This is a genomic window from Brevundimonas pishanensis, from assembly GCF_022750635.1.
GTDB classification, from domain to species: domain Bacteria; phylum Pseudomonadota; class Alphaproteobacteria; order Caulobacterales; family Caulobacteraceae; genus Brevundimonas; species Brevundimonas pishanensis.
The window spans coordinates 565,899-589,829 of record NZ_JAJKBG010000001.1 but is presented as its reverse complement, the minus strand read 5'-3'; the positions used below and the strand labels follow the sequence as shown (position 1 = coordinate 589,829).

General features: G+C 61.9%; 20 protein-coding genes, 3 tRNA genes and 1 riboswitch. Of the genes, 9 read left to right on the top strand and 14 right to left on the bottom strand.

The window, feature by feature from the left end:
* Window positions 1-6 precede the first annotated feature (6 nt).
* From LOX95_RS02820 to LOX95_RS02810, 3 genes are read right to left on the bottom strand one after another with little or no spacing between them, the layout of a single operon-like run.
* Window positions 7-1,641 carry a 2-oxo acid dehydrogenase subunit E2 gene (locus LOX95_RS02820; protein ID WP_242912881.1) on the bottom strand — a complete coding sequence of 545 codons (1,635 nt, stop codon included), beginning with the start codon at window positions 1,639-1,641 and terminating at the stop codon, window positions 7-9.
* A gap of 1 nt (window position 1,642) precedes the next feature.
* Window positions 1,643-2,743, bottom strand: a complete 1,101-nt coding sequence (locus tag LOX95_RS02815; protein ID WP_242912880.1) for an alpha-ketoacid dehydrogenase subunit beta — start codon at window positions 2,741-2,743, stop codon at window positions 1,643-1,645.
* A gap of 4 nt (window positions 2,744-2,747) precedes the next feature.
* Window positions 2,748-3,977: a 3-methyl-2-oxobutanoate dehydrogenase (2-methylpropanoyl-transferring) subunit alpha gene (locus LOX95_RS02810; RefSeq protein WP_242912879.1), complete on the bottom strand. Its 1,230-nt coding sequence runs from the start codon at window positions 3,975-3,977 to the stop codon at window positions 2,748-2,750.
* 145 nt (window positions 3,978-4,122) lie between these two features.
* Here LOX95_RS02810 and LOX95_RS02805 point away from each other — a divergent pair, with 145 nt between their 5' ends.
* The 3 genes from LOX95_RS02805 (at window position 4,123) to LOX95_RS02795 (ending at window position 7,043) form a co-directional block, all read left to right on the top strand.
* Window positions 4,123-4,611: an Lrp/AsnC family transcriptional regulator gene (locus tag LOX95_RS02805; RefSeq protein ID WP_242912878.1), complete on the top strand. Its 489-nt coding sequence runs from the start codon at window positions 4,123-4,125 to the stop codon at window positions 4,609-4,611.
* 87 nt (window positions 4,612-4,698) lie between these two features.
* Window positions 4,699-5,583, top strand: coding sequence for a pirin family protein (locus LOX95_RS02800; protein WP_242912877.1), 885 nt, complete (start codon window positions 4,699-4,701; stop codon window positions 5,581-5,583).
* Between the two features lie 107 nt (window positions 5,584-5,690).
* The gene (locus LOX95_RS02795; protein WP_242912876.1) at window positions 5,691-7,043 is read left to right on the top strand and encodes a GGDEF domain-containing protein; all 1,353 of its coding nucleotides are present in this window, start codon (window positions 5,691-5,693) and stop codon (window positions 7,041-7,043) included.
* On the opposite strand, the gene LOX95_RS02790 is transcribed toward LOX95_RS02795, so the two are convergent.
* From LOX95_RS02790 to LOX95_RS02765, 6 genes are all read right to left on the bottom strand, one after another.
* Window positions 7,032-7,940 (bottom strand): DUF4189 domain-containing protein, encoded by a 909-nt coding sequence (locus tag LOX95_RS02790; RefSeq protein WP_242912872.1) that lies wholly within the window; start codon window positions 7,938-7,940, stop codon window positions 7,032-7,034. The two genes, LOX95_RS02795 and LOX95_RS02790, sit on opposite strands and share 12 nt — an antisense overlap.
* A 281-nt stretch (window positions 7,941-8,221) precedes the next feature.
* A complete protein-coding gene (gene lpdA, locus LOX95_RS02785; protein WP_242912870.1) occupies window positions 8,222-9,619 on the bottom strand; it encodes a dihydrolipoyl dehydrogenase in 1,398 nt (465 codons plus the stop codon).
* Window positions 9,620-9,828: 209 nt separating this feature from the next.
* Window positions 9,829-10,239, bottom strand: coding sequence for a class I SAM-dependent methyltransferase (locus LOX95_RS02780; protein ID WP_242912869.1), 411 nt, complete (start codon window positions 10,237-10,239; stop codon window positions 9,829-9,831).
* A 289-nt stretch (window positions 10,240-10,528) separates the two neighbouring features.
* Window positions 10,529-10,603 (bottom strand) — tRNA-Gly (locus LOX95_RS02775).
* A gap of 191 nt (window positions 10,604-10,794) precedes the next feature.
* Window positions 10,795-10,869: transfer RNA gene (locus LOX95_RS02770), tRNA-Gly, on the bottom strand.
* A 105-nt stretch (window positions 10,870-10,974) separates the two neighbouring features.
* Window positions 10,975-11,757, bottom strand: a complete 783-nt coding sequence (locus LOX95_RS02765) for an SDR family oxidoreductase (protein WP_242912867.1) — start codon at window positions 11,755-11,757, stop codon at window positions 10,975-10,977.
* A 146-nt stretch (window positions 11,758-11,903) separates the two neighbouring features.
* Between LOX95_RS02765 and LOX95_RS02760 the strand changes: the two genes are divergently transcribed.
* Window positions 11,904-12,239, top strand: a complete 336-nt coding sequence (locus LOX95_RS02760) for a YkvA family protein (RefSeq protein WP_242912866.1) — start codon at window positions 11,904-11,906, stop codon at window positions 12,237-12,239.
* Here the strand turns inward: LOX95_RS02760 and LOX95_RS02755 are convergent.
* Window positions 12,236-13,237 (bottom strand): NADPH:quinone oxidoreductase family protein, encoded by a 1,002-nt coding sequence (locus LOX95_RS02755; RefSeq protein WP_242912864.1) that lies wholly within the window; start codon window positions 13,235-13,237, stop codon window positions 12,236-12,238. The two genes, LOX95_RS02760 and LOX95_RS02755, sit on opposite strands and share 4 nt — an antisense overlap.
* A 102-nt stretch (window positions 13,238-13,339) precedes the next feature.
* On the opposite strand from LOX95_RS02755, the gene LOX95_RS02750 reads away from it, so the two are divergent.
* Both LOX95_RS02750 and LOX95_RS02745 read left to right on the top strand, forming a co-directional pair.
* Window positions 13,340-14,215, top strand: a complete 876-nt coding sequence (locus LOX95_RS02750; protein WP_242912862.1) for an isoaspartyl peptidase/L-asparaginase family protein — start codon at window positions 13,340-13,342, stop codon at window positions 14,213-14,215.
* 96 nt (window positions 14,216-14,311) lie between these two features.
* Window positions 14,312-17,161 (top strand): M16 family metallopeptidase, encoded by a 2,850-nt coding sequence (locus tag LOX95_RS02745; protein ID WP_242912860.1) that lies wholly within the window; start codon window positions 14,312-14,314, stop codon window positions 17,159-17,161.
* A 3-nt stretch (window positions 17,162-17,164) separates the two neighbouring features.
* On the opposite strand, the gene LOX95_RS02740 is transcribed toward LOX95_RS02745, so the two are convergent.
* The 3 genes from LOX95_RS02740 to rlmN all read right to left on the bottom strand — a co-directional run bounded on the left by LOX95_RS02740 (window position 17,165) and on the right by rlmN (window position 20,010).
* Window positions 17,165-17,995 (bottom strand): S1 family peptidase, encoded by an 831-nt coding sequence (locus LOX95_RS02740; RefSeq protein ID WP_242912858.1) that lies wholly within the window; start codon window positions 17,993-17,995, stop codon window positions 17,165-17,167.
* A gap of 10 nt (window positions 17,996-18,005) precedes the next feature.
* Window positions 18,006-18,449, bottom strand: coding sequence for a DUF350 domain-containing protein (locus LOX95_RS02735; protein ID WP_242912857.1), 444 nt, complete (start codon window positions 18,447-18,449; stop codon window positions 18,006-18,008).
* 394 nt (window positions 18,450-18,843) lie between these two features.
* On the bottom strand, window positions 18,844-20,010 hold the full coding sequence (gene rlmN / locus LOX95_RS02730) for a dual-specificity RNA methyltransferase RlmN (RefSeq protein ID WP_242912855.1): 1,167 nt from the start codon (window positions 20,008-20,010) through the stop codon (window positions 18,844-18,846).
* 122 nt (window positions 20,011-20,132) lie between these two features.
* Window positions 20,133-20,297, top strand: a riboswitch (yybP-ykoY riboswitch).
* Between the two features lie 13 nt (window positions 20,298-20,310).
* Between rlmN and LOX95_RS02725 the strand changes: the two genes are divergently transcribed.
* Complete coding sequence (locus LOX95_RS02725; protein ID WP_242912854.1) at window positions 20,311-20,901, top strand: manganese efflux pump MntP; 591 nt, start codon at window positions 20,311-20,313, stop codon at window positions 20,899-20,901.
* Between the two features lie 68 nt (window positions 20,902-20,969).
* Here the strand turns inward: LOX95_RS02725 and LOX95_RS02720 are convergent.
* Window positions 20,970-21,046: transfer RNA gene (locus tag LOX95_RS02720), tRNA-Met, on the bottom strand.
* Window positions 21,047-21,264: 218 nt separating this feature from the next.
* Here LOX95_RS02720 and LOX95_RS02715 point away from each other — a divergent pair.
* A complete protein-coding gene (locus tag LOX95_RS02715; RefSeq protein ID WP_242913098.1) occupies window positions 21,265-22,485 on the top strand; it encodes a PQQ-dependent sugar dehydrogenase in 1,221 nt (406 codons plus the stop codon).
* 227 nt (window positions 22,486-22,712) lie between these two features.
* Complete coding sequence (locus LOX95_RS02710) at window positions 22,713-23,918, top strand: acetyl-CoA C-acetyltransferase (protein ID WP_242912853.1); 1,206 nt, start codon at window positions 22,713-22,715, stop codon at window positions 23,916-23,918.
* Window positions 23,919-23,931 lie beyond the last annotated feature (13 nt).

Genomic DNA, 23,931 nt, shown 5'->3' with positions numbered 1-23,931 from the left:
CTTATGTCACATCCAGAGGGTTGCGGGGTTTTCCAGCAGGTTTTTGATCTTCTGGACGAAGACAGCCGCGTCGTGGCCGTCGACGATACGGTGATCGAAGCTGGAGGACAGGTTCATCATCTTGCGCACGACCATCTGGCCGTCCTTGACCACCACACGCTCGGCGATCTTGTTCGGACCGATGATGGCAACCTCGGGATGGTTGATGATCGGGGTGTGCACCACACCGCCCAGCGTACCCAGCGAGGTGATGGTGATGGTCGAACCCGACAGTTCCTCGCGCTTGGCCGAACCATCCTTGGCTGCACCCGACACGCGGGCGATCTCTAGGGCGGTGTCATAGGCATCACGCGCCTCGGCGTGGCGGACCACCGGCACCATCAGGCCGTTCGGTGTCTGGGCGGCAATGCCCAGATGCACGGCGGCGTGCTGGGTCAGGATACCCGCCTCGTCGTCATAGGTGGCGTTGATGTTCGGCTGGTCCTTCAGCGCCACGATGATGGCGCGGGCGATAAACGGCAGGACGTTCAGCTTCGGCTTGCCCGAGCCCTTGTTCTGGGCGTTCAGATGGGCGCGCAGCTCTTCCAGAGCCGTCATGTCGATCTCTTCCACATAGGTGATGTGGGGGATGCGACGGACGCTCTCGGCCATCTTTTCCGCGATCTTGCGGCGCAGGCCGATGATCTTGACCTCGGTCGCACCCTCGGCCTTGGCATAGGGCGAAGCCACAGCGCCGGCCACCGGAGCGATAGCACCACCGCGAGCCACGAAGGCATCAAGGTCGCCATGCTCGATACGACCAGCAGGGCCCGAGCCCGGCACGAAGACCAGATCGATACCCAGATCGCGCGCACGCTGGCGCACCGCCGGAGAGGCCAGCGGGCGTTCGCCTGCCTTGCGGCCCGTCACAGACGGAACAGGCTTGGCGTCGGCCTTAGGCGCAGGTTTCGGAGCCGCGTTCTGAGCGTCGGGCTTCACAGGGGCCGCAGCCGCCGCCGCGACAGGCGCAGGGGCCGCAGCCACATTGCCTTTACCCTCGACGTCAAAGCTGACCAGCGGACCACCGACCGGCAGAGCCTGACCGGCTTCACCGTGCAGTTGAACCACCTTGCCCGCGACAGGCGACGTCAGTTCAACGGTCGCCTTATCGGTCATCACCTCGGCAACGATCTGGTCTTCCTCGACCATATCGCCAACCTTGACGTGCCAACCGACCAGCTCGGCCTCGGCGGTGCCTTCACCAACGTCCGGCAACTTAAACACATAGTTCCCCCCGGCGACGGCCGGAGCGACAACTTCAGAGGCGACTTCGGCTTTCGGTGCTTCGACGGGGGCCGGAGCGGGCTCGGCTACCGGAGCAGCGGCAGGGGCTTCTTCCTCGGCGGCGGCATTGCCCTCGCCTTCGACCTCGAACTCGACCAGAGCGCCCCGCACGGGCAGCATCTCGCCCGCTTCGCCATGCAGCTTGGTGACCTTGCCATCGACGGGAGAAGTGATCTCAACCGTCGCCTTGTCGGTCATGACCTCGGCGACGATCTGGTCCTCGGTGACAACGTCACCAACGGCGACGTGCCATTGCACCAGTTCGGCTTCGGCGGTGCCTTCACCAACGTCCGGCAGCTTGAATACGAAACGACCCATCTTAGCGGCCTCCCGTCATGACAGACTTCAACGCATCGGCCACGCGTTGCGGGCCAGGGAAATATTCCCACTCGAAGGCGTGCGGATAAGGCGTATCCCAACCCGTAACGCGGGTGACGGGTGCCTCAAGGTGGTAGAAGCAGCGCTCTTGAACCAAGGCGCTCAGCTCACCACCAAAGCCCGAGGTTTTCGGCGCTTCGTGAACGACGACGCAGCGGCCGGTCTTCTTGACGCTGGCCTCGATGGTTTCGATGTCCAGCGGCACCAGAGTGCGCAGGTCGATGACTTCGGCATCAACGCCAGCATGCTCGGCACCGGCCAGAGCGACCCACACCATCGTGCCATAGGCGAGGATGGTGACGTCATTGCCTTCGCGCATCACGCGAGCCTTGCCGATCGGAACATTGTATTTTTCAGCCGGAACCTGAGCCAGTTCCTGGGCCTTCCACGGGCTGACCGGCTTTTCGTGCCAGCCGTCGAACGGGCCGTTGTACAGGCGCTTCGGCTCGAAGAAGATTACCGGATCCTCGTCCTCGATAGACGAGATCAGCAGACCCTTGGCGTCATACGGGTTCGACGGAATGACGACCTTCAGACCCGCAATGTGGGTGAACAGGCTTTCGGGCGACTGCGAGTGGGTTTGGCCGCCGAAGATACCGCCACCGTAAGGCGAACGGATCACCATCGGACAGGTGAACTGGCCACCCGAGCGGTAGCGCATCTTGGCCGCCTCAGAGACGATCTGGTCGTAGGCAGGATAGATGTAGTCCGCAAACTGGATTTCGACGACGGGGCGCAGACCATAGGTGGCCATGCCGATGGCGGTGCCGACGATGCCGGTTTCCGAGATCGGAGCGTCAAAGCTGCGGGTAAGGCCGTGCTTCTTCTGCAGGTGGTCCGTGACACGGAACACGCCGCCGAAATAGCCGGTGTCCTCGCCATAGGACAGCACGCTGGCGTCCTCGGCCATCTTGTTATCCAGCGCAGAGTTCAGCGCCTGGATCATGTTCATCGGGGCAATGCCGCTGGCCGGAGCCACGGACGCAGGCGCGTCCTTCTGGTCGACCATGTCCGCTTCAATCTTGTCGTTGATTTCGGCCATGTGATCAGACTCCCACTTCGCGGCGCTGCTCGACCAGACGCCAGTCCGGCTCGGCAAACACTTCTTCGAACATTTCCTTCACGCTCGGGCGCGACTGGCCCAGCGTTCCGATAGCTTCGGATTCCTTGGCGGCGGCACGCACCTGCTCGACAGCCTCGGCCTCGGCGGCGGTGTGCTGCTCCTGGGACCATTCGCCGATCTTGATCAGGTGCTGCTTCAGGCGCTCCAGCGGGTCGCCCAGCGGCCAGTGCTCGTGCTCGTCGCCCGGACGATAGCGGCTCGGGTCATCGGAGGTGGAGTGCGGGGCACCGCGATAGGTGAAGATCTCGATCAGGGTCGCGCCCTGATTGGTGCGGGCGCGCTCTTCGGCCCACTCGGTCGCGGCCCAGACGGCGAGGAAGTCGTTACCGTCCACGCGCAGGGTCGGCAGACCATAGCCGATGCCCTTGGAGGCAAAGGTCGTTTCCTGACCACCGGCAAAGCCCTGGAACGACGAGATCGCCCACTGGTTGTTGACGATGTTGAGGATGACGGGAGCCTTATAGACGGAGGCAAACGTCAGGGCCGAGTGGAAGTCGCTCTCGGCGGTCGAACCGTCACCGATCCATGCTGCGGCGATCTTGTTGTCGCCCTTATAGGCGCTGCCCATGGCCCAGCCGACAGCCTGCACGAACTGGGTGCCGAGGTTGCCCGAGATGGTGAAGAAGCCATAGTCCTTGGCCGAATACATGATCGGCAGCTGGCGGCCTTTGATCGGGTCGGCAGCGTTCGAATAAATCTGGTTCATCATCGAGGCCAGCGGATAGCCGCGCGCGATGAGAAGGCCCTGCTGGCGATAGGTGGGGAAGCCCATGTCCTCGCGGTTCAGGACCATGCCCTGAGCGACGGCAATCGCCTCTTCGCCGGTGCACTTCATGTAGAAGCTGGTTTTGCCCTGACGGTGTGCACGGTGCATGCGGTCGTCGAACGCGCGGGTCAGGATCATGGCCTTAAGGCCACGACGCATCGTGTCGGCGTCCAGTCGCGGGTTCCACGGGCCAACAGCGTTGCCTTCGTCGTCCAGCACACGGATCAGACTAAAGGCCATGTCGCGCATGTCGGCAGGCGTAGTATCCACCGCCGGACGATCAACGGCACCGGCTGCATCCAGCTTTAGGTGCGAAAAATCAGGCTTATCGCCTGGGCGTCCTGACGGCTCCGGTACTCGAAGCGACAAAGGGGGCGTATTTTTCATGTTCATCCCGTCCGGTTTTCCGCACGCGTTTCCTCGTTCGTAAAGGCATAGCATGGCGTGAGGCTGGACGCTGTTCCAAATATACCCTTGCAATACTGCCTAATAGGGTATTTTATTGCGTCGAAACCCAATCTGGAGAACGCCTTTGGCCGACGAACTTGATCCTATCGACGCCCGCATCCTCGACATCCTTCAACAGGATGCTGGACTGTCGGTTGCCGAAGTCGCTGATCGCGTGGGACTTTCGGCTTCACCGTGCTGGCGCCGGATCAAGAGACTGGAGGATAGCGGCCTAATTCGCAAGCGCGTAACGCTGCTCGACGCCAACCTTCTGGGTCTGGACTTCGAGGTTTACGCCATTGTGAAGCTGTCGCTCCCTTCGCGTGAGAACCTGGACATTTTCGAGAAGGCTGTCGCGGACTGGCCTGAAGTTGTTCAGTGCGCGACCATTACCGGCCGTGAAGACTATGTCCTGCGTATCATCACTTCGGACATGCATACCTTCGATAAATTCCTGCGCGACAAACTGCTGACGCTCGGCATCGTGTCCGACTGCGCCAGCCACATCGTGACGCGCGGCGTGAAGAATGTGACCACCCTGCCGCTGGGTATTGTCACGCCTCACGTTTCGTAAAATCGAAGCGAAAGCCTGCATATTCGAGACGCCGCCCCTTCAAACCGGGCGGCGTTGTCATATCTGACACCCGTTAGGAGCCCCCCCATGATCGACCACATCATCGAAGGACGTCGCCGCGATCTTGGCGGGTTCGAAGTTTCGCGCATCCTTCCGCACGCGCAAAAGCGCATGGTCGGGCCTTTCGTCTTTCTGGACCAGATGGGCCCGGCCGAGTTTGCGGCCGGTAGCGACGCCATCAACGTCCGCCCGCACCCGCATATCGGCCTGTCGACCCTGACTTATCTGTTCGAGGGCGAGATCATGCACCGCGACAGTCTGGGCTACACCCAGCCGATTCGCCCCGGTGAGGTGAACTGGATGACTGCGGGATCGGGCATTGTTCACTCTGAGCGCACGGATCCGCTGAAGAAGTCGCAAGGTGGCCCGATGCACGGCATGCAGGCCTGGGTGGCGCTGCCGGTCGAAAAAGAAGAGATCGCACCGTCCTTCACCCATCTGGGCGAAGACGCCCAGCCGACCGAGACCTCCAACGGCATCTTCACCCGTCTGGTCGCAGGTGAAGCGTTCGGAGAACGCGCAGGCACGCCTGTCGAAAGCCCGCTCTTCTACCTGCACTATGAACTGCCAGTGGGCGGTACGTTTGCGCCTCCACCCGGCCCAGGCAAGGCAGGAGGCTACGTCGAGCGTGCGCTCTATGTTGCGGCGGGGGAGATCGAGGTTGATCACCAGCGCTTCCACACCGGCCAGATGGTGGTTCTGTCAGCCAATGCCGAACCGACCGTCACCGCTTTGAGCCCGTCTACAGTTATGGCGCTGGGCGGCGAGCCGGTCGGTGAGCGCTTGATCTGGTGGAATTTCGTCTCGTCTTCCAAAGAAAGAATGGAGCAGGCGAAATCCGACTGGAAGGCCGGACGTATGAAGCTTCCGGTCGATGACGAGCTGGAGTTCATCCCCCTGCCCGATCAATAAAGTTCGCCGTAAAAAAACAACCTTTGCCTTTTAGGGGGCGGTTTCTGCCTCGCCTACAACCGCACCCGCCCCATATTCCCGCCCGTCGGGTCAGTACCGAGTCCCCCATGCTTACCGTTGCACATCCTGCTGTCTCTCTTGTCGAGCCAACCCTCCAAGAGTTGTCCGAACGGCACGCCATCGATCTGGCAGAGCAGTTTTACTCGGTTCTGCTGACGCACGAGGATGCGTTGGCCTTCCTCAGCTCGAGCCTCGTGGAAGAGCGGCTGAAGGCTTCGCTGGTTCGCTGGGTTATCGACCTGTTCCGTCAGGACGGCGGGGAGGACAACGCCTTCCTCGCGCAGCAGCGCAAGATCGGCGAGGTGCATGCGCGCATCAAGGTGCCCCTGCGCCTTGTTATGCATGGGGCGTCGGTTCTGAAGGTGCGGATGGCCGAACTGCTGACGGCCACGGACTTGGGCCGCGACGCGCTCGCGCAGGCCATCAGCAAGGTCGACTATCTGATCGACGAGGCCATCGCCATCATGAGCGAGGCCTATATGCAAGGCTCCATGCGCCGTGCCCAGGTGGACGAATCCTATCGCCTGTTCGCACTGGGTCAGGACATTGCCCATGAGCGTGACGGCCAGATCGCAGCCCTGTTCGAATGGCTGCAGGGCGTTCTTTTCCAGATGTTCGAGGACGGCAGCGTCAGCCCCGGCGCGCTCAGTGCCTCACCGTTCGGGCTTTGGCTCACCCACCGCGCCGGTCTTATTTTTGAAGGTTCCCTGAGCCTGAAAGCCATCGAGGTGCTGATGCAGCGGGTGGACAGGGAAATCCTGCCCCGCGTCGCGGCCGCCCATGATGCGCAAGCCGAGATGGCTTTGCCCATGGCCGAGCTCCAGACCACCGCGCAGGAAATCAAATTCCTCATCAACGACCTGTTCCAGAGCGTTGCGGGCCTGGAGAACGGCCGCGACCCGCTCACCCGCGCGCTGAACCGTCGCTTCCTGCCGACCATTCTCAGCCGCGAGATCAATCTGGCCAACGGCACCGGAGCCGCGCTCAGCGTGCTCATGCTCGACGTGGACCACTTCAAATCGATCAACGACACCCACGGCCACGCCGCGGGCGATGTGGTTCTGAAACAGGTCGCCGAAGTCATTGCCGACAATGTCCGCCTCAGCGACTTTGTCTTCCGCTACGGCGGAGAGGAGTTCCTGATCGTTCTGGTCGAAACCTCCGTCGACGAGGCCGAGGTGGTGGCCGAGCGTATGCGCCAGCAACTGGCTACTCGCGACATGCGTCTGCCTGCTGGCGGTGATCTGCGTGTCACGGCCTCCATCGGTCTAGCCACCTACAACGATCACCCCGACTACAACCAATTGATCGAAACGGCAGACACCGCCCTCTATCAAGCCAAGAACTCGGGCCGAAACCGCACTGTCATCGCAACATCAAGGGTGCTCTCAGTCGGCTAGGCCTGTCGCAAAACTGTGGACGAACGTTCCTGGCCTGCGGCTGTCGTAAACCGATTGGGCGTGGCAGTTCGCACCGTTACTATTGGTACAAAGGCGTAGTGCTGCCTGCCTTGCTCGGGCCGGGGTCATTTCTACCGTCGAGAAATCTCGCTCGCCGTCGGACGTCCCTGTCTGGATAAAGCCGCCGCTGCTCTCGGCGGTGATCTTGCAGGTGAGCTGTGGATTGGCTGTCTGACATGCGCTCAAAGCCAGATCGCGGGCTTCCTCAAGAGACCTATAACCGCTGACTATGTAGAGCTTGCGGTTATAGCCCTCTTGCCCCTCAACCCAGGCGGCGACAGCATGGGTGATGCGAGCTTCCGGTCCGGGAAAATAGTGGTCGCGGCGCGAGTTGAACGTCTTGAAAACTTCGCACGGAAGAACCTGATTTGCCGAGCACTCCGCCAGCACGCGCTGACGGTCATGACCGCCCTCTCCCATCCAGCCAACGAAGAAAATACCGTTGCGGTTGCGAATTACCGCCATGGTAGAGTTGGACCACTCTCCCGCTGACTCACAACCACCGCCCATAGCGCGATTGCAGGCATCCAGCGCCCCTCGCACGGCTCCTCCCGATCCCAGATAATTGCCGTCCATCCAGACATCCGAGGCATCACGGTGCCAGGCGATTGCCGCGTAATTGTTATCGACTACAGGCGGCGGGGCGGCCCGGTCCTGCACACACAGAGGGATGGAAGCCACACCCATTCCGCCTTGGGACATACCCACTTGCCGCTCACCCACTGCGGCTGAACACGCGAAGACCTGTGCGTCGGCATTGGACACTGGCAACATGCAGTAGACCATGGCTACGAGCAGAAGCGCCAAACCGCAGCGGGTTAGGTTGGGAAAACTCATGGCGCGCACCCGGACCTGAAATCCGCGGAACTAAGCGCACCTAGCCGAGCAGTCAGCCCAACCGTCAACAACCAACGGTTGACAATAACAGTCCTTCACAATCACAAGCCCCGAACCGCCTCGGACTGACGACGGTGCCGGAATTAAAGACGGCGCGCTCCTTAAGGAACGCGCCGTCTTCATTTCACGCCAATTCTAGAGGGCCTCAAGTCGCGCTAAGCGGGATAGGCCCACCTATCCAGCCTCAAGTAGCCCGAAGGGCGATAGGCCGACTAAGAAAGTTATGCCTGCATCGTCCAGCCTTCGACGCCCATGGCGGCTTGGCGAACGGCTTCCGAACGGGTCGGGTGCGGGTGGCAGGTGCGAGCGATGTCTTCCGAAGCACCACCGAACGCCATGGTCATGCAGGCTTCACCGATCAGCTCGCCAGCTTGCGGGCCAAAGATGTGCACGCCCAGAACCTTGTCGGTTGCAGCATCGGCCAGAACCTTCACGAAGCCTTCGGTCTCGTGGTTGATCTTGGCGCGGCTGTTGGCGGCGAACGGGAACTTGCCCTTCTTATAGTTCACGCCTTCGGCCTTCAGAGCTTCTTCGGTCTTACCGACCCATGCCACTTCAGGCGTGGTGTAGATGACCGACGGGACCAGTGCATAGTCCACGTGGCCAGCCTTACCGACCATCAGTTCGATGGCAGCGACGGCGTCTTCTTCAGCCTTGTGGGCCAGCATCGGGCCGTGGGTCACGTCACCGATAACCCAGACGCCCTCAGCCACCTTGAAGTGGTCGTTGGCGATGAAGCCGCGTTGGTCAGGCGTGACGCCAACGGTTTCGAGGCCGAGGCCTTCGGTGAACGGACGGCGGCCGATAGCCACCAGAACCACGTCACCCTTGATGGTTTCAGCAGCACCACCAGCAGCCGGCTCAACGGTCAGTTCAACACCGTCTTTCGAGGTCTTGGCGCCGGTGACCTTGGTCGACATCTTGAAGTTCAGGCCTTGCTTGGCCAGACCGCGCTGGAAGGCGGTTGCGACTTCAGCGTCCATGCCTGCGCCAACCTTGTCGAGGTATTCCACGACGGTGACTTCAGCACCCAGACGACGCCAGACCGAGCCCAGTTCCAGACCGATCACGCCAGCACCGATGACGATCATGTGCTTCGGAACCTTCGGCAGGAACAGAGCGCCCGTCGAGTCGATGATCTTGCCTTGTTCGAAAGCGACGCCCGGCAGCGGGGTCGGCTCCGAGCCGGTAGCAATCAGGATGTTCTTGGTTTCGAGAACCTGTTTCGAACCGTCGGCAGCCTCGACCTCGACCTTACCTTGGCCTGCGATCTTGCCGTAGCCACGAACGACCGTGACCTTGTTCTTCTTCATCAGGAACTCGATGCCCTTGGTCAGGGCTTCGACGCTGTCGTCCTTGGACTTGTGCATTTGGCCAAGGTTCAGCTTCGGCTTCACTTCGATGCCGATGTGGGCGAACTCATTGTTGGCCTGCTCGAACAGCTCCGATGAGTGCAGCAGAGCCTTTGTCGGCATGCAGCCGACGTTCAGGCAGGTGCCGCCCAGAGTCGGGTTCTTTTCGACGATGGCCGCCTTGAGGCCCAACTGGCCAGCACGGATCGCGGCATTATAGCCACCGGGGCCTGCCCCGATAATGACGACGTCGTAAGCTTCGGCCATGGGTTCCTCTGAACTTCTAAGGGCGCGCCCAGACAAACGGGCGCATTCAGTTGGGGCTTAGGCAGACCCTGACTTTGGGTCAACCGCTGCTGATCATATGGGCGCACGTTTAGACCAATGCAAAGCGCAGGTGTGACCCATCAGCGGCAAAATTCACATGCCAGCGGCCTGCGAGAGGAGAATCTCCGTCCAGCGGACGCTTAATGGGCTCAGGTGCGGGTCAGCAGCCAGATGCGCTGCGCCCCGTCCAACTGCTCGTCAGAACGGATCGTCCACCCAGCACGGGCGAACATCTGCTCGACGGTGGCCGTGTCCATGTCGTTGACCCACGCATGGCTTCGGCGCGGCTCCAGCGGCGAGGGTGAATCGGTCGTGCAATAAGTCACCACCGCCTTGTCGGCCTGAAGCTGGCGCATGAAACCTTCGGGATCGAGCAGATATTCCAGCACGCCCAGAACAGCCACGGCCTCGACCTGCACAGGCGGCGGGCCTTCGCGGTTGTAGTCGCGAACGATGGTGCGCTCGTCGCGGGCCACAACATCCGAAGGCACATAGCGCTGCGTCTGCAGCAGGGGTTCAAGACCCATGGTGCCGCAGCCGACATCAAGAACACTCTCCACGGGACCCAGAAGTTCGCGGCACGGGCGGAGCGCGCCGTCCACGGCTTGGCTTCGCCGTCGGCCAGAGCCTCCCATCGAGACCGGAGCGTACCACCGTCGCGAATAGCCGCCTCGGTGAGTTGGATACGTTCTTCTTCGGACAAGGAATAGAAGGACACGAGCACCATCCGGACAGATAAAGACTGCCAAGCTTTGGTGCTCAATCGACGCCCCGGTCAAGTGAAAGCTGGCCAGATACGCGAAAGGGGCCTGACCGATAGGTCAGACCCCTTTTCGTGGGTATCCCGACTGGAGCGGGCGAGGCGATTCGAACGCCCGACCCTAACCTTGGCAAGGTTATGCTCTACCCCTGAGCTACGCCCGCATCCGATGGGCAACAGTGCTGCCCGACGTCGAGGAGGCGGTAAATAGCCAAACCTCTGACCGAATGCAACGGTCAAAAAGCTGAAATCATAGAGTTTTCGAAATTTTTTGAATGCCGTCGGTCCGGCCAAGGCCAGATACGCGAAAGGGGCCCGACCGTTAGGTCAGACCCCTTTTCGTGGGTATCCCGACTGGAGCGGGCGAGGCGATTCGAACGCCCGACCCTAACCTTGGCAAGGTTATGCTCTACCCCTGAGCTACGCCCGCATCCGATGGGCAACAGTGCTGCCCGACGTCGAGGAGGAGGCGTTTAGCCCCCTCCCCTTCGCTCCGCAACCGTTTTTTTGAGATCGCGGAATTTTCTTCGTGAAATTAACGCGGCGCCAGACGGATAGCGCCGTCCAGACGAATGCATTCACCATTGATGTAGGTGTTCTCGGCCAGGTGCAGGGCGAGGTTTGCATAGTCCTGCGGGGTGCCGAGGCGTTTCGGGAACGGGATCATGGCTGCCAGCGCGTCTTGAACCTTTTGGTCCATGCCCGCCATCATCGGGGTCCACATGATACCCGGCAGGATGGTGTTGACGCGAACGCCTTCGCTCATCAGGTCACGGGCGACTGGCAGGGTCATGGCATAAACGCCGCCCTTGGAGGCCGAATAAGCGGCTTGGCCGATCTGGCCGTCTTGTGCCGCAACCGAAGCGGTGTTGATGATCAGGCCGCGCTCGCCGTCAACGCCCGGTTCATTGGTGACCATGCCGGCAGCCGACTTGGACAGGACGCGGAAGGTGCCGAACAGGTTGATGGTCACGGTACGCTCGAACTGAGCCATGTCGTGGGCGCGGATCTCGCCGGTGTCCTTCTTGCGCGAGACGGTCTTCTGGCCGGTGGCAATACCGGCGCAGTTAACGGTCAGGCGCTCCTGGCCGTGAGCCGCGCGAGCCTTGGCGAAACCGGCATCGACGCTCTCGTCCGAGGTCACGTCGACCTTGCAGAACACGCCGCCGATTTCAGCAGCAATCGCCTCGCCCTTTTCTTCGTTCAGATCGAAGATAGCGACCTTTACGCCCTTGGCTGCCAGCGCGCGTGCAGTGCCTTCACCTAGACCCGACGCGCCGCCGGTGACAACTGCTGCAATAGAACCATCGAGTTTCATGGAAACCGTTCCTATATAAAAAATCTGAACCCAGTGCGTGTGGGAGGGATTTAGCGGTGATGACCGCAAAAACCAAAGCAGCATCTCCAATCGATGCCATTCACCCCGAAAAGGCTCTTGTGCCCGTGGTCCATAAAACGAATACCATGCGCGTCAAACGCGATTTCTGGCCGACGATGCGCCGTGTCGCCTCCAAGGTGCCGTTTGCCAAACAGGCCATCGCTGCCTTTTACGCCACACAGGATCCCGAGACCCCGTTCCGGGCCAAGGCTGTGTTGCTGGGAGCGCTGGCCTATTTCGTCATGCCGGTCGATGCCATTCCGGACATCTTCGCCGTCGTAGGCTTCAGCGACGACGCTGCGGTACTGGCGGCGGTGCTGGCCACTTTCGGGGCCAGCATCCAGGACAGGCATTACGACAAGGCCAAGCGCACCCTCGAGGGCTTGAGAAACACCCCCGACGACGACGAGGCCGAAGCCTAGTCCTCGGTCACCACCACGATCTTGCCCATGGCGGTACGATCGCTGAGAGCTTTGATCGCGTCGGCCGCCTTCTCCAGCGGGAAGGTCTTGGAGATGCGCGGTTTGATCTTTCCCTCGGCATAGAAGGCCATGAGGTCACGCATGTTTGCCGCGTGGCCTGCCGGATCACGCATGACGGCTGCACCCCAGAACACGCCGACGACCGAAACCGATTTCAGAAGGGTGAGGTTCAGCGGCAGTGCAGGAATGCCCGACGGGAAGCCGACCACCAGATAGCGACCGTTCCAGTCCATCGCCCGCAGCGCTGGCTCCGCATAGTCGCCGCCGACCGGATCATAGACAACGTCGGCACCGTCACGACCCGTAGCCAGTTTGAACTCGCCCGCCAGTTCCTTTTGGGCCGCCTTGTCCATCGGGCCCGAGGGATAGATCAGTCCGTTATCGGCACCTCGTTCCAGCGCAAACTCGACCTTGTCGTTTGTCGATGCGGCGGCCACGACGCGCGCGCCCATGGCCTTGCCCAGTTCGACAGCCGCGGCACCGACGCCGCCCGCAGCGCCCAGCACCAACAAGGTCTCGCCAGCCTTCAGATTGGCGCGATCCTTGAGGGCATAATAGGAGGTGCCATAGGTCATGATGAAGGCAGCGGCCGTCTCGAAATCCATCCCGTCTGGGATGGGGATCAACTGATCCGCCTTGATCGCCACGCGCTCGGCCAGACCGCCCCAGCCCGGTACAGCAATCACGCGATCACCGCGTCGCACGTTTTTCACGCCCTCGCCGACAGCGTCGACGACCCCTGCGACCTCGGCTCCCGGCGAGAACGGCCGCTCGGGTTTGAACTGGTATTTGTCTTCGATAATCAGGGCGTCGGGATAGTTGATGCCGACCGCCTTGACCTCGATGATCACCTGCCCCTTGGCCGGCGTCGGGTCCATCACATCTTCTACAACTAGCGTTTCGGGCCCGCCTGGCGACTTGGACAAAACAGCGCGCATGGATGTACTTTGCTCCCCTCCGGCGTGGTGCCGACATAATGCCGACGCTAATGCACGCGATAGGCCCCTGCCTAGAGGGCTAACACTGTTTTAGGAGCTTCCATGGTCCGTCCTGCCTTGATCCTGCACGGGGGCGCAGGTGCGCGCCGTGATCGCAACTATGACCGCGAGGTCGTGCATATGCGCGAAGTGGTCGAAGCGATGAAGGCAAGGCTAGAGGCCGGAGCCCCGGCGCTGGACATCGCGGTTGAAACGGTCGTCATGCTGGAAGACAGCGGCCTATATGTCGCCGGACGAGGGGCTTCGCCCAATCTGGATGGCGAGTACGAACTGGACGCCAGTATCATGGATGGCGAGACGCAGAAGGCCGGTGCCGTTGCGGTGCTTCAAGGCTTCCGCAATCCTGTCGTCGCGGCACGAGCGGTGATGGACAAGACGCCGCATGTGATGCTGGCCGGTGACGGAGCCGCCCGCTTTGCAAAAGCACAGAACCTCGAGCCGGTGACCGATCCGGAGAGCTGGTTCACCCGTGCAGGCCATGGCGAGGACAACCATCCCCCCGGCACGCTCAGCCACGGTACAGTCGGGGTCTGCGTGCTTGATAATCAAGGCCGCCTTGCCGCTGCCACTTCGACCGCCGGCGTCTTCGGAAAGATGCCGGGGCGCGTCGGGGACACGCCCATTCCTGCCGCGGGCACGTGGGCCGATGGCGAGGCGGCCGTCTCGTGCACGGGTCAGGGCGAGTATTTCATCCGCGTCGCAGCAGCGGCGCGAACCGCCCTCGCCGTGGGGGCAGGACAACCTTTGCAGCAAGCCGCACAGGCAACCATCGACCGCATTGGCCAGATGGGCGGGGACGGCGGTCTGATTGCCTTGGATCGCAAAGGCCATATCGCCGATCCCTTCAACAGTCAGGGCATGAAACGGGCATGGCTGGACACGGACGGCAACATCGTCGTGCGTGTGTTCAACAACTAAACACCTCTCGGTTGAAAAGATTACAAGACTGTAAGGTGCCGTATCCGGTCTACGGACGTTAAGTGCGGGCAACACTGTTCGTAACCGGAGTGGTCCATGAAGACCCGCCAGATTTTCTGCGCCGCCGTTTCTGCGCTTGCCCTTTGCGCAGCGGCCCCCGCTCTCGCCGCCCCTGTGGCGGCAACCGCCGCGGCGCAGGCCCCTTCAACCGTCACCGTCCCGCCGCTGGGCTATCAGCACCGCAAGCTGGCCAACGGCATGGACGTCTACACCCGCAATGACCCGACCTCGGCCAATGTCGCCGTTCAGGTCTGGTACCGCGTGGGCGGCAAGGATGATCCGTCGGGCCGCTCGGGCTTTGCCCACCTGTTTGAACACCTGATGTTCAAGGCGACCGAGAACGTCCCGAACGAAACCTTCGACCGCCTGACCGAAGACGTCGGCGGCTATAATAACGCCTTCACCGCCGAAGACGTGACTGCCTATCACGAGATGGTTCCCGCCAACCATCTGGAGCGCATCCTGTTCGCCGAAGCGGACCGCATGGGTACGCTGGTAGTGGACGAAGCCAACTTCGCCTCCGAGCGCGACGTGGTGAAGGAAGAATACCGCCAGAGCGTGCTGTCCAACCCCTATGGCCGTCTGTTCGCCCTGTTCGCGCCTGCCACCTTCTTCAAAGAGCACCCGTACCGCCGCGGCGTGATCGGCTCGATCGAGGAACTGGAATCGGCCTCGCTGGAAGACGTGCTGCGTTTCCACCGTACCTATTATCGTCCGGACAATGCGTTCCTGATCGTCGATGGCAATTTCAACGAAGCGCAACTGAACGGCTGGGTGGACCAGTACTTCGCTCCACTGAAGAATCCGTCCACCGCCATTCCGGTTCGCCCCGTCAACGAGCCCAAGGTCACGGCCCCGGAAGACCACACCTTCTATGCGCCGAACGTGCCGCTGGAGACCGTCCTGATCGGCTGGCACACAGTGCCTGCAAACCATCCGGACAAGGCAGCTCTGTCGGTGCTCGATGGCATCCTGTCTACGGGCGAGAGCAGCCGCCTGCACCGCGCCCTTGTGTACGAAGCCCAGGCCGCCAACAGCGCTTCCTCCAGCCCCGACTTCATGAAGGAAGCCGGTACGCTGATGGCCTATGCGATGATGTCGCCGGGCCGCTCGCTGGACGAAGGCAAGACCCTGCTTGAGCGCGAAATCGCCCGCGTTCGCGACGAGCCGGTAACCGCTGCCGAACTGACCGAAGCCAAGAACGAACTGATCGCCTCGGCCCTTTCGGAACGCGAGGGCGCACAAGGCCGCGCCGACGTGCTGGGCTGGGCGCTAATCAAGACGGGCGATGCCGCAAGCGCCGACAACGAAGTCGCTGAAATCCAGAAGGTCACAGCTGCCGACATTCAGCGCGTGGCCCGCCAATACCTGACACCGCAGAGCCAGATTACCCTGCGCTATCTGGCCTCGACCGACGCCAATCCGACCACCGCCCAGACGGTGAATATGGAATCGCCGGTCAAGGTTGCGGACCTAGCGCCTATGGGCACGCCATCGGTGACCAAGCCGGAAGGTCAGCGCACTCCGATCCCGCAACCGGGTTCCGAAGTCAGCCCTGCCACTCCGGCCATTGCCGACTTCCGTCTGGAGAATGGCGTGCGCGTTCTGGTGGCCCAGAATAACCAGCTTCCGCTGGTCTCGGCCCGCCTGACGTTCAAGGCTGGCTCGGCCTACGATCCGCAAGGCAAGTCGGGCGTCGCCTCCATGACCGCCAACATGCTCACCCAAGGCACCGAGCGCCTTGGCGCGCCGGAAATCGCTACCCAGATCGAACAACTGGGTGCCAACATCGGCGCAGGCGCAGGCCGCGACCAGTTCAACGTCTATGCCAGCAGCCCGAGCAATGTGTTCGGCCAGACCATGGACCTGCTGAGCGAGATCGTGCGTAAACCCGCCTTCTCGACCGAAGAACTGGAGCGCCAACGCAGCCAGACGCTGGACAGCCTGAAGGTGGCCTTGAGCCAACCGGGCTCGCTGGCCGCTATGGCGACGACCCGTCTTAACTTCGGTGACAGCCCGTATGGCAATCTCAGCACCGAACGCACAGTCACGGCTCTAACCACCGACGACCTGAAGGCCTATCACGCCAGCTTCATCCGTCCGGACCAGGCCATATTGACCTTCTCGGGCGATATCACCCCGCAGCAGGCCCGCGAACTGGCTGAAAAGGCCTTTGGTGACTGGCGCGGGACCACCGTGCCGCCTGCCTATGCACCAAGCATTCCGGCCACAACCGCCGCGCCGCGCGTTGTCGTCGTGAACCTTCCGGGTGCCGGTCAGGCCGCTGTATCGATCTCCTCGCGCAGCATTGCCCGTACCGACGACGCTTACTTCCCGCTCTCGCTGGGCAATACCCTGCTGGGCGGCAGCTATTCGTCGCGCCTGAACAACGAAATCCGCGTCAAACGCGGCCTGTCGTATGGTGCCCGCTCGGGCGTCGGTGCCATGGCGCAGGCGGGCCTGTTCACCGCCTCGACCCAGACCAAGAACGAGTCTGCCGACGAGGTCGTCGAACTGCTGCTGGAAGAGATCGGCAAGATGAGCCAGTCGCCTGCCGCAGAGACCGAACTGTCCCCGCGCCGCGCCATCATGATCGGCGGCTTTGGCCGTTCGATCGAAAGCGTTTCGGGTCTGGGTTCTCTGGTCGCCGAACTGGCGGCCTATGACCTGCCGCTTAGCGAACTGGCCGTCTACGCCGACCGCGTGAAGGCGGTAACGCCCGAAGAAATTCAGGCCGCCTTTGCCGAGAAGCTGCCGACGGACCGCGCCAATGTGGTGGTGGTGGGCGATGCATCGATGTTCCTCGATGATCTTCGCGCCAAATACCCCAACGTCGAGGTCATCGACGCCAAGGACCTGAACCTGGACAGCGCCACGCTGAACTAGGGATCAGACTGCGAGGCAGACGACCTGTGCCACGCGCAGGTCGCGCCTCAACTGGTCGGAGACGGCTCCGTAATTGCGGGTCGTCACCACCTGTCCCAGTCCCTCGGCATCGCGGCTTCGGTGCGAGCCAACGGCGGCGACAAAGCTACTGGGGGCGGTCGTATAGATACGGCCCCGACGCGGCGACTCTGCAATCGTCACACCCAGCACGCGCCCGCGGCGGTCCATAACCGGCGCGCCGGACAGCCCTGACAGTGTGCCGTCCAGTCCGTTCGTCCGGCCGGACTCGGCCCACGCCAGCACCGGCTCGTCATAGTTATGGCGACCGCGCACCTTCAGCGTTTCGCGACCGATAAGGCGCGATGCCACCTCGCCAGCCTTGCCCTGGGGGAAGCCGGGGTGGAAGGCGCGCTGCCCCTTATAAAGCGGCTCGTCCCCTGCAAGCGGCAGGGCCGGCGGCCCGCCGTCCGTGAGCAACAGCGCCACATCCGTCTTGGCCGCCAGACGCACATCAGCGGCCAGCGCCCTTTGCTTGTCGATGATCAACGCAGGCTGGCGGCAGCCTTCGACCACGTGGCGCGCTGTGATCCAGCGTCCGTCGTCGGCGATGGAAAATGCGGTGCCCATCTGCGGGCGATTATCGCTGTCACCGGCTTCGACAACAACCGATGGATCGAAGGGCGTGATCGGGCCCAAAAGTTCTGCGCCTGCTTCTTCGGGCGGCACGCTGTCCGTTGCGGGAACATTGGCCTTTTCCCCACGGCTCAGGGAGGCGATCAGGATGACCCCGATGACCGAGCAGTAGATGAGCCAGTCCGGAAGGGGGAGACGCATGTTTGTCGTCTTAGCCCGTCAGTGACGCCGCAATGACCAGCGACGTTGCCAGCTTGGCACCCGCCAGCACGATGGCGGCGGAAACCTCTCCGCGTTCGATACGCTGGGGCAGGCCCGTCAGCATCAGGTCAACTACGCGGAAGACCAGAAGCTGCAACACCATGGTCGCCACGCCCCAGATCACGATGTCGCGGATGGAGTCGGATACCGACAGCGAGACAGCAAGCGGTATCGCGAGACTGAGCAGAACGGCACCAAATCCCGTAGCCGCTGCGGCATTCCCCTGACGGATCAGGTGCACTTCGCGCCACGGGGTCAGCAGGGCATAGACCGTCGCCGCCGCAACCAGCAGGCCCAGCGTAATGACCAGATGCAGCATCATCACAGGGAAGCCGTTGGCGAAGGCCTGAACCTCCGGGCTCGAAAGCACGCCTGCGACGTTTGACGTTTCCATCTGTTCTACGACGGTCCTCTAAACAAGTGCGGTTATAAACCTGTTAGAATGCCTTGCCTGCCTTAAGTCGTTTCGACAAGCACCGTCATGCAAGCTTGAACCCCAATTCTTGCAACGACTTGTTGCGGATTAGCCCTTTTCATCGGAACGGCGCTGGGCCGCGACTTCGGCACTGGCTAGCCTTTACGGTCGGCATCACTCTTATAGGCATACCGGCGTGGCACGGGCTGCACCGCCTGGAGCTCAGCGGGCCGCAAAGCCTGCCCGCAGCGGGAGGCATGCTCAGCGTTCTCGGAGGCATAGCTGCCATGCCGCAGAGCTTCCCCGTAACGCCGCTGCTGATACCAGGCGGCGTTGCGGGGTGGATTATCTGGAAGGTCGGCTACAAACAGCCTTAGGCTGCGTCGGATGCCTCGGCGGTCTGCTGTTCGGCACGAACGGCACTGGCGCGCTTCTTCTCGGATTCCGACTTCAGCTGACCACAGGCGGCGAGGATGTCGCGACCGCGCGGGGTGCGGATCGGCGAGGCATAGCCTGCGCGGTTCAGTATAGCCGCGAAGGTTTCAATCGCCTTCCAGTCCGAGCATTCATAGTCGGTTCCCGGCCACGGGTTGAACGGGATCAGGTTGATCTTGGCCGGAATGCCCGAGATCAGCTTGCACAGGGCGCGGGCTTCGTCGGGGCTGTCGTTGACGCCTTTCAGCATCACATACTCGAAGGTCACGCGCTTGGAGTTACCCAGACCCGGATAGGCGCGGATGGCTTCCATCAGCTGTTCCAGCGGATACTTCTTGTTCAGAGGCACCAGCTTGTCGCGCAGCGGATCGTTGGTGGCGTGCAGGCTGATGGCCAGCATGGTGCCGGTACGCTCGCCCAGTTCCGGAATCTTCGGAACCACGCCCGAGGTCGAAACGGTGATGCGGCGACGCGAGATGGCGATGCCTTCGCCGTCCGAGATGATGTCGATCGCGTCCGAGACATTGTCGAGGTTATAGAGCGGCTCGCCCATGCCCATGAAGACGATGTTGGACAGGCGACGGTCTTCCTTCGGCGACGGCCACTCTTCAAGGTCGTCACGCGCCACCTGAACCTGAGCCACGATCTCGGCAGCCGTCAGGTTGCGCACCAGCTTTTGCGTGCCGGTGTGGCAGAAGGTGCAGTTCAGGGTACAGCCGACCTGCGACGAGACGCACAGAGCGCCCGCACGGCCCACGTCAGGGATATAGACGGTTTCCACCTCGATGCCCGGCCCCATGCGGATGAGCCATTTGCGGGTGCCGTCCTTGGAAACCAGACGCTCTACTACTTCAGGGCGATCCAGCACAAAGGCCTCGGCCATGGCGGCGCGGGTTTCCTTGGCGATATCGCTCATCTGGGCGAAGTCGGTCACACCATAGTGGTGGATCCAGCGCCAAACCTGCGTCGCGCGCATCTTGGCCTTTTCCGGCGGGCAGATTTCGCCGTCGATCAGCGCCTGACGCAGACCCTCACGCGTCAAACCGGAAAGGTTGACGGGGGCTTTTGAAGCGACAGTGCGCGAGAGGTCCAGCGTGATGCTCACGGCCAAAAAATCCTACGGCGTAAGGGGGATAAGGGCGGGCATCTATCACAGATGGGATCGGTTGTCGCCTACGCCAGTGGTCTGATGCCCTTGATCGACAAGTTGCAAACGTCTAGACAGCGCCCCGTTGGGGAGTAGCTGCCGACATCCCTCAGTCGGGTTCGCGTCAACACACTTGTCTTCGGACATGGCGCGATCAGCGGTTTTTTTGACCGCCTAGCGAGACCAGCACATCCTCGGGGGCCGAGCCGGCCTGCGCCCGTGGTGTGCTGTCACGCGTCCGGCTCTGAGATTTCAAGTATGATGTCGCCTATCGCCATTGTTGTGCTGGCAGTGAGTATGTCTGCCGATGCGTTTGCCGCTGCCATCGGCCGGGGGGCCCAACACCGGCCTTCAGTGCCACAGGCGCTTCGCCAAGGTCTGGTTTTCGGCATTATCGAAGCTCTGACCCCGCTCATCGGGTTTGCGATCGGCATCGTGGCCGCAGGCCTCGTTGAAGCCATCGATCACTGGATCGCCTTTGGCTTGCTGAGCATTGTCGGCGGTAAAATGCTCTATGAGGGCCTCACCCGCGACCCCAGTGAAGACGCCGAAGAGGAAGCGCCAAGCCGTCGCGGTCTTTTCACCCTGATCGCCACAGCCGTTGGCACCTCCATTGACGCTGGTGCCGTGGGCATCGGTCTGGCCTTCCTCGGTGCCAACATCTGGATCATCGCGGCAGCTATCGGGGTGACGACTTTCGGGCTGGCCACGCTCGGCCTTCTTATCGGCAAGTTCGCAGGCACCAAGCTTGGTCGCGCCGCAGAGATCATCGGCGGTGCCGCACTGGTTCTGCTTGGAGCCAAAATCCTGCTCGAGCATCTCGGCGCCATCGGCTCGATCGGCTTCTAGAACAGCAAAAAGGCTCCCGACTGGGTCGGGAGCCTTTTTTGATGAGCCGACATTTCCGTAAAAGGAGGTGGTGGTTGGAGGCGGGATCGAACCGCCGACCTGTGGGTTATGAATCCACCGCTCTAACCATCTGAGCTACCCAACCATTCCACACCTTGGGTGTTGCCACCCAGAGCCGTGCTGGCTCTGCGACGAGAGGGACAGTTGTCTTCCGTCGCGAGAGCGGTGCCTATATCCCCCAGCACGATTTGGTTCAAGCGGTTAAACGCAGAAATTGCTTAAACTCATCGACCTTATTCGCATAACAATCGTCACCTTATCGCGCCGCAGCTTGTCGGACCGCGCCTTCGAAAGAGAATGACCATGCGCCCCCTTTTGCTTTTTGCAGCCACCTCGGCCATCGCCATGACCGCTGCATGCGGCGCGACTGGACAAACCTCGTCCCAGGCAGGCGCGCCCGTCGAAACACGCGCACCCAATAATCCCGATCAGGTGCCCGCCTTTGAGGGCCAGACGCGCGCGCCCGGCGTCGCGACGCAAGGGACCATGACCCACAATGTTGTGGCCTCCGGTCTTGAAAAGCCTTGGGGGCTGGTACTCCTGCCGGACGGCAACTGGCTGGTGACAGAAAAGCCCGGCCGCCTGCGGATCGTCAGCAATGAAGGCCAGATCGGTGCGCCTATCTCGGGAGTTCCTGCCGTTGATGCCAAAGGACAAGGCGGTCTGCTGGATGTCATCCTCAGCCCGAGCTTCGCGCAGGACCGTCTGGTTTACTTCTCCTTCGCCCAGCCGCGCCAGGGCGGTAACGGCACCGCCGTCGCCCGCGCCCGCCTGTCGGACGACAATACCAAGCTGGAAAACCTTCAGGTCATCTTCGAGGTCGCCCAGACCTATGACGGCGACAAACACTATGGCTCGTCGCTGGCCTTTGCGCCGGACGGCAAACTGTACATCACCATCGGCGAGCGTTCGGACAAGCCGAAACGCCCCGACGCCCAGAACCTCGGCACCCACCACGGCAAGGTCGTCCGCATCAACGCGGACGGAAGCGTGCCGCAGGACAACCCTTTCGTCGGTCGCGACGGTGCCCTTGCGCAGAACTTCACCTATGGCCACCGCAACCCGCAGGGCATCGCGATCCAGCCCGGCACCGGCGCGGTCTGGACGATTGAGCACGGTACGCGCGGCGGCGATGAGCTGAACCTGATCGAAGCGGGCAGCAACTATGGCTGGCCGATTGCAGGATATGGCATCGAATATAACGGCCAGCCCATTCCAGGCATGAACGCGACCGCCGAAGGTACGGTCCAGCCGGTCTATTACTGGGATCCGGTCATCGCGCCGGGCGGGATGACATTCTATGAAGGCAATATGTTCCCAGAGTGGAAGGGCAATGCCCTGATCGGCGGTCTGGGCGGCAAGCATCTTGTTCGGCTCGTCCTCGAGAACAATCGCGTGGTCGGTGAAGAGCGCCTGCTGACCGGCCTTGGCGAGCGTATCCGTGATGTCGCGGTGGGTGCCGATGGTGCGGTCTGGGTCATTACCGACGAGGACAACGGCAAGCTGGTCCGCCTGTCGCGCTAAACCCTAATGCAAGACGTCATATCGACACTATTGTCACTATGACGCCGCCATCTTATGTCTCTCACGCGCCTTGTTACTTGACGTTGACGTAAACGTCGGTTTTCTAGGGCCGAGCTTCTCGACCTTCGTCTGCCCCAAAGCAGCGCTCGCGGGTCGCAGAACGATAACCGTATCCCCATCTGTCTTCGGGTGGTTGGGAACACGAACATAAAAGAGAGACGCACCAGATGGCCGAGGCCTATATCTACGACGCCGTGCGGACCCCGCGCGGCAAGGGCAAGAAAGACGGCAGCCTTCACGAAATCACCGCGCTGAGCCTGGCTTCGCAGGTGCTGGAAGCCCTGCGTGACCGCAACAACCTCGACACCTCCAAGGTCGACGATGTTGTCATGGGCGTGGTGTCGCCGGTTGGCGAGCAAGGCTCCTGTATTGCCCGCACGGCCGTTCTGGCTGCTGGCTACTCGCAAGAAACCGCCGGCTTCCAACTGAACCGCTTCTGCGCCTCGGGCCTGGAAGCTGTGAACGTTGCGGCTGCCAAGGTGAAGTCGGGTGAAGCCGGCATGGCCATCGGCGGTGGCGTCGAAGCCATGAGCCGCGTGCCCATGGGCTCGGACGGCGGCGCATGGCCGACCGATCCGTCGGCAGCCTTCCCGTCCTACTTCGTGCCGCAGGGCGTGTCCGCAGACATGATCGCCTCGAAATACGGCATCAGCCGCGACGACGTGGACGCCTATTCAGTTGAATCGCACAAGCGCGCCGCCCGTTCTTGGGAAGAGAAACGCTTTGCCAAGTCGGTCGTCGCCGTGAAGGACCAGCTGGGTCTGACCCGTCTGGACCGCGACGAAACTATCCGTCCGAACACCACCATGCAGACCCTCGGTGGTCTGAACCCGTCTTTCACCATGATGGGCACCATGGGCTTCGACGCGGTGATCAACCAACGCTACCCTGAAGTCGCCGGCGTGAACCACGTTCACACCCCGGGCAACTCCTCGGGCATCGTTGACGGTGCTGCCGGCATCCTGATCGGTTCGAAGGAAATGGGCGAAGCCCTCGGCCTCAAGCCGCGCGCCAAGATTCTCGGCGGTGCATCGATCGGTTCGGAACCGTCGATCATGCTGACCGGTCCGGAACCGGTGACCCACAAGCTGCTGGGCAAGCTGGGCATGTCCGTTGCCGACATCGACCTCTATGAACTGAACGAAGCCTTTGCCGCTGTGGTCCTGCGCTACATGCAAGCCCTCGACATCCCGCACGACAAGATCAACGTCTGCGGCGGCGCTATCGCCATGGGTCACCCGCTGGGTGCCACCGGTGCCATGATCCTCGGCACCGTGCTGGACGAGCTGGAACGCTCGGACAAGTCGACGGCTCTGGCCACTCTGTGCATCGGCGGCGGCATGGGTACCGCCACCGTGATCGAACGCGTCTGATCTAGGAGCGAAT

Coding starts and splice junctions, on each gene's coding strand:
- LOX95_RS02820 (WP_242912881.1), bottom strand. CDS start 1,641: ATGGGTCGTTTCGTATTCAAGCTGCCGGACGTTGGTGAAGGCACCGCC.
- LOX95_RS02815 (WP_242912880.1), bottom strand. CDS start 2,743: ATGGCCGAAATCAACGACAAGATTGAAGCGGACATGGTCGACCAGAAG.
- LOX95_RS02810 (WP_242912879.1), bottom strand. CDS start 3,977: ATGAAAAATACGCCCCCTTTGTCGCTTCGAGTACCGGAGCCGTCAGGA.
- LOX95_RS02800 (WP_242912877.1), top strand. CDS start 4,699: ATGATCGACCACATCATCGAAGGACGTCGCCGCGATCTTGGCGGGTTC.
- LOX95_RS02795 (WP_242912876.1), top strand. CDS start 5,691: ATGCTTACCGTTGCACATCCTGCTGTCTCTCTTGTCGAGCCAACCCTC.
- LOX95_RS02790 (WP_242912872.1), bottom strand. CDS start 7,940: ATGAGTTTTCCCAACCTAACCCGCTGCGGTTTGGCGCTTCTGCTCGTA.
- lpdA (WP_242912870.1), bottom strand. CDS start 9,619: ATGGCCGAAGCTTACGACGTCGTCATTATCGGGGCAGGCCCCGGTGGC.
- LOX95_RS02765 (WP_242912867.1), bottom strand. CDS start 11,757: ATGAAACTCGATGGTTCTATTGCAGCAGTTGTCACCGGCGGCGCGTCG.
- LOX95_RS02760 (WP_242912866.1), top strand. CDS start 11,904: ATGCGCGTCAAACGCGATTTCTGGCCGACGATGCGCCGTGTCGCCTCC.
- LOX95_RS02755 (WP_242912864.1), bottom strand. CDS start 13,237: ATGCGCGCTGTTTTGTCCAAGTCGCCAGGCGGGCCCGAAACGCTAGTT.
- LOX95_RS02750 (WP_242912862.1), top strand. CDS start 13,340: ATGGTCCGTCCTGCCTTGATCCTGCACGGGGGCGCAGGTGCGCGCCGT.
- LOX95_RS02745 (WP_242912860.1), top strand. CDS start 14,312: ATGAAGACCCGCCAGATTTTCTGCGCCGCCGTTTCTGCGCTTGCCCTT.
- LOX95_RS02740 (WP_242912858.1), bottom strand. CDS start 17,995: ATGCGTCTCCCCCTTCCGGACTGGCTCATCTACTGCTCGGTCATCGGG.
- LOX95_RS02735 (WP_242912857.1), bottom strand. CDS start 18,449: ATGGAAACGTCAAACGTCGCAGGCGTGCTTTCGAGCCCGGAGGTTCAG.
- LOX95_RS02725 (WP_242912854.1), top strand. CDS start 20,311: ATGATGTCGCCTATCGCCATTGTTGTGCTGGCAGTGAGTATGTCTGCC.
- LOX95_RS02715 (WP_242913098.1), top strand. CDS start 21,265: ATGCGCCCCCTTTTGCTTTTTGCAGCCACCTCGGCCATCGCCATGACC.
- LOX95_RS02710 (WP_242912853.1), top strand. CDS start 22,713: ATGGCCGAGGCCTATATCTACGACGCCGTGCGGACCCCGCGCGGCAAG.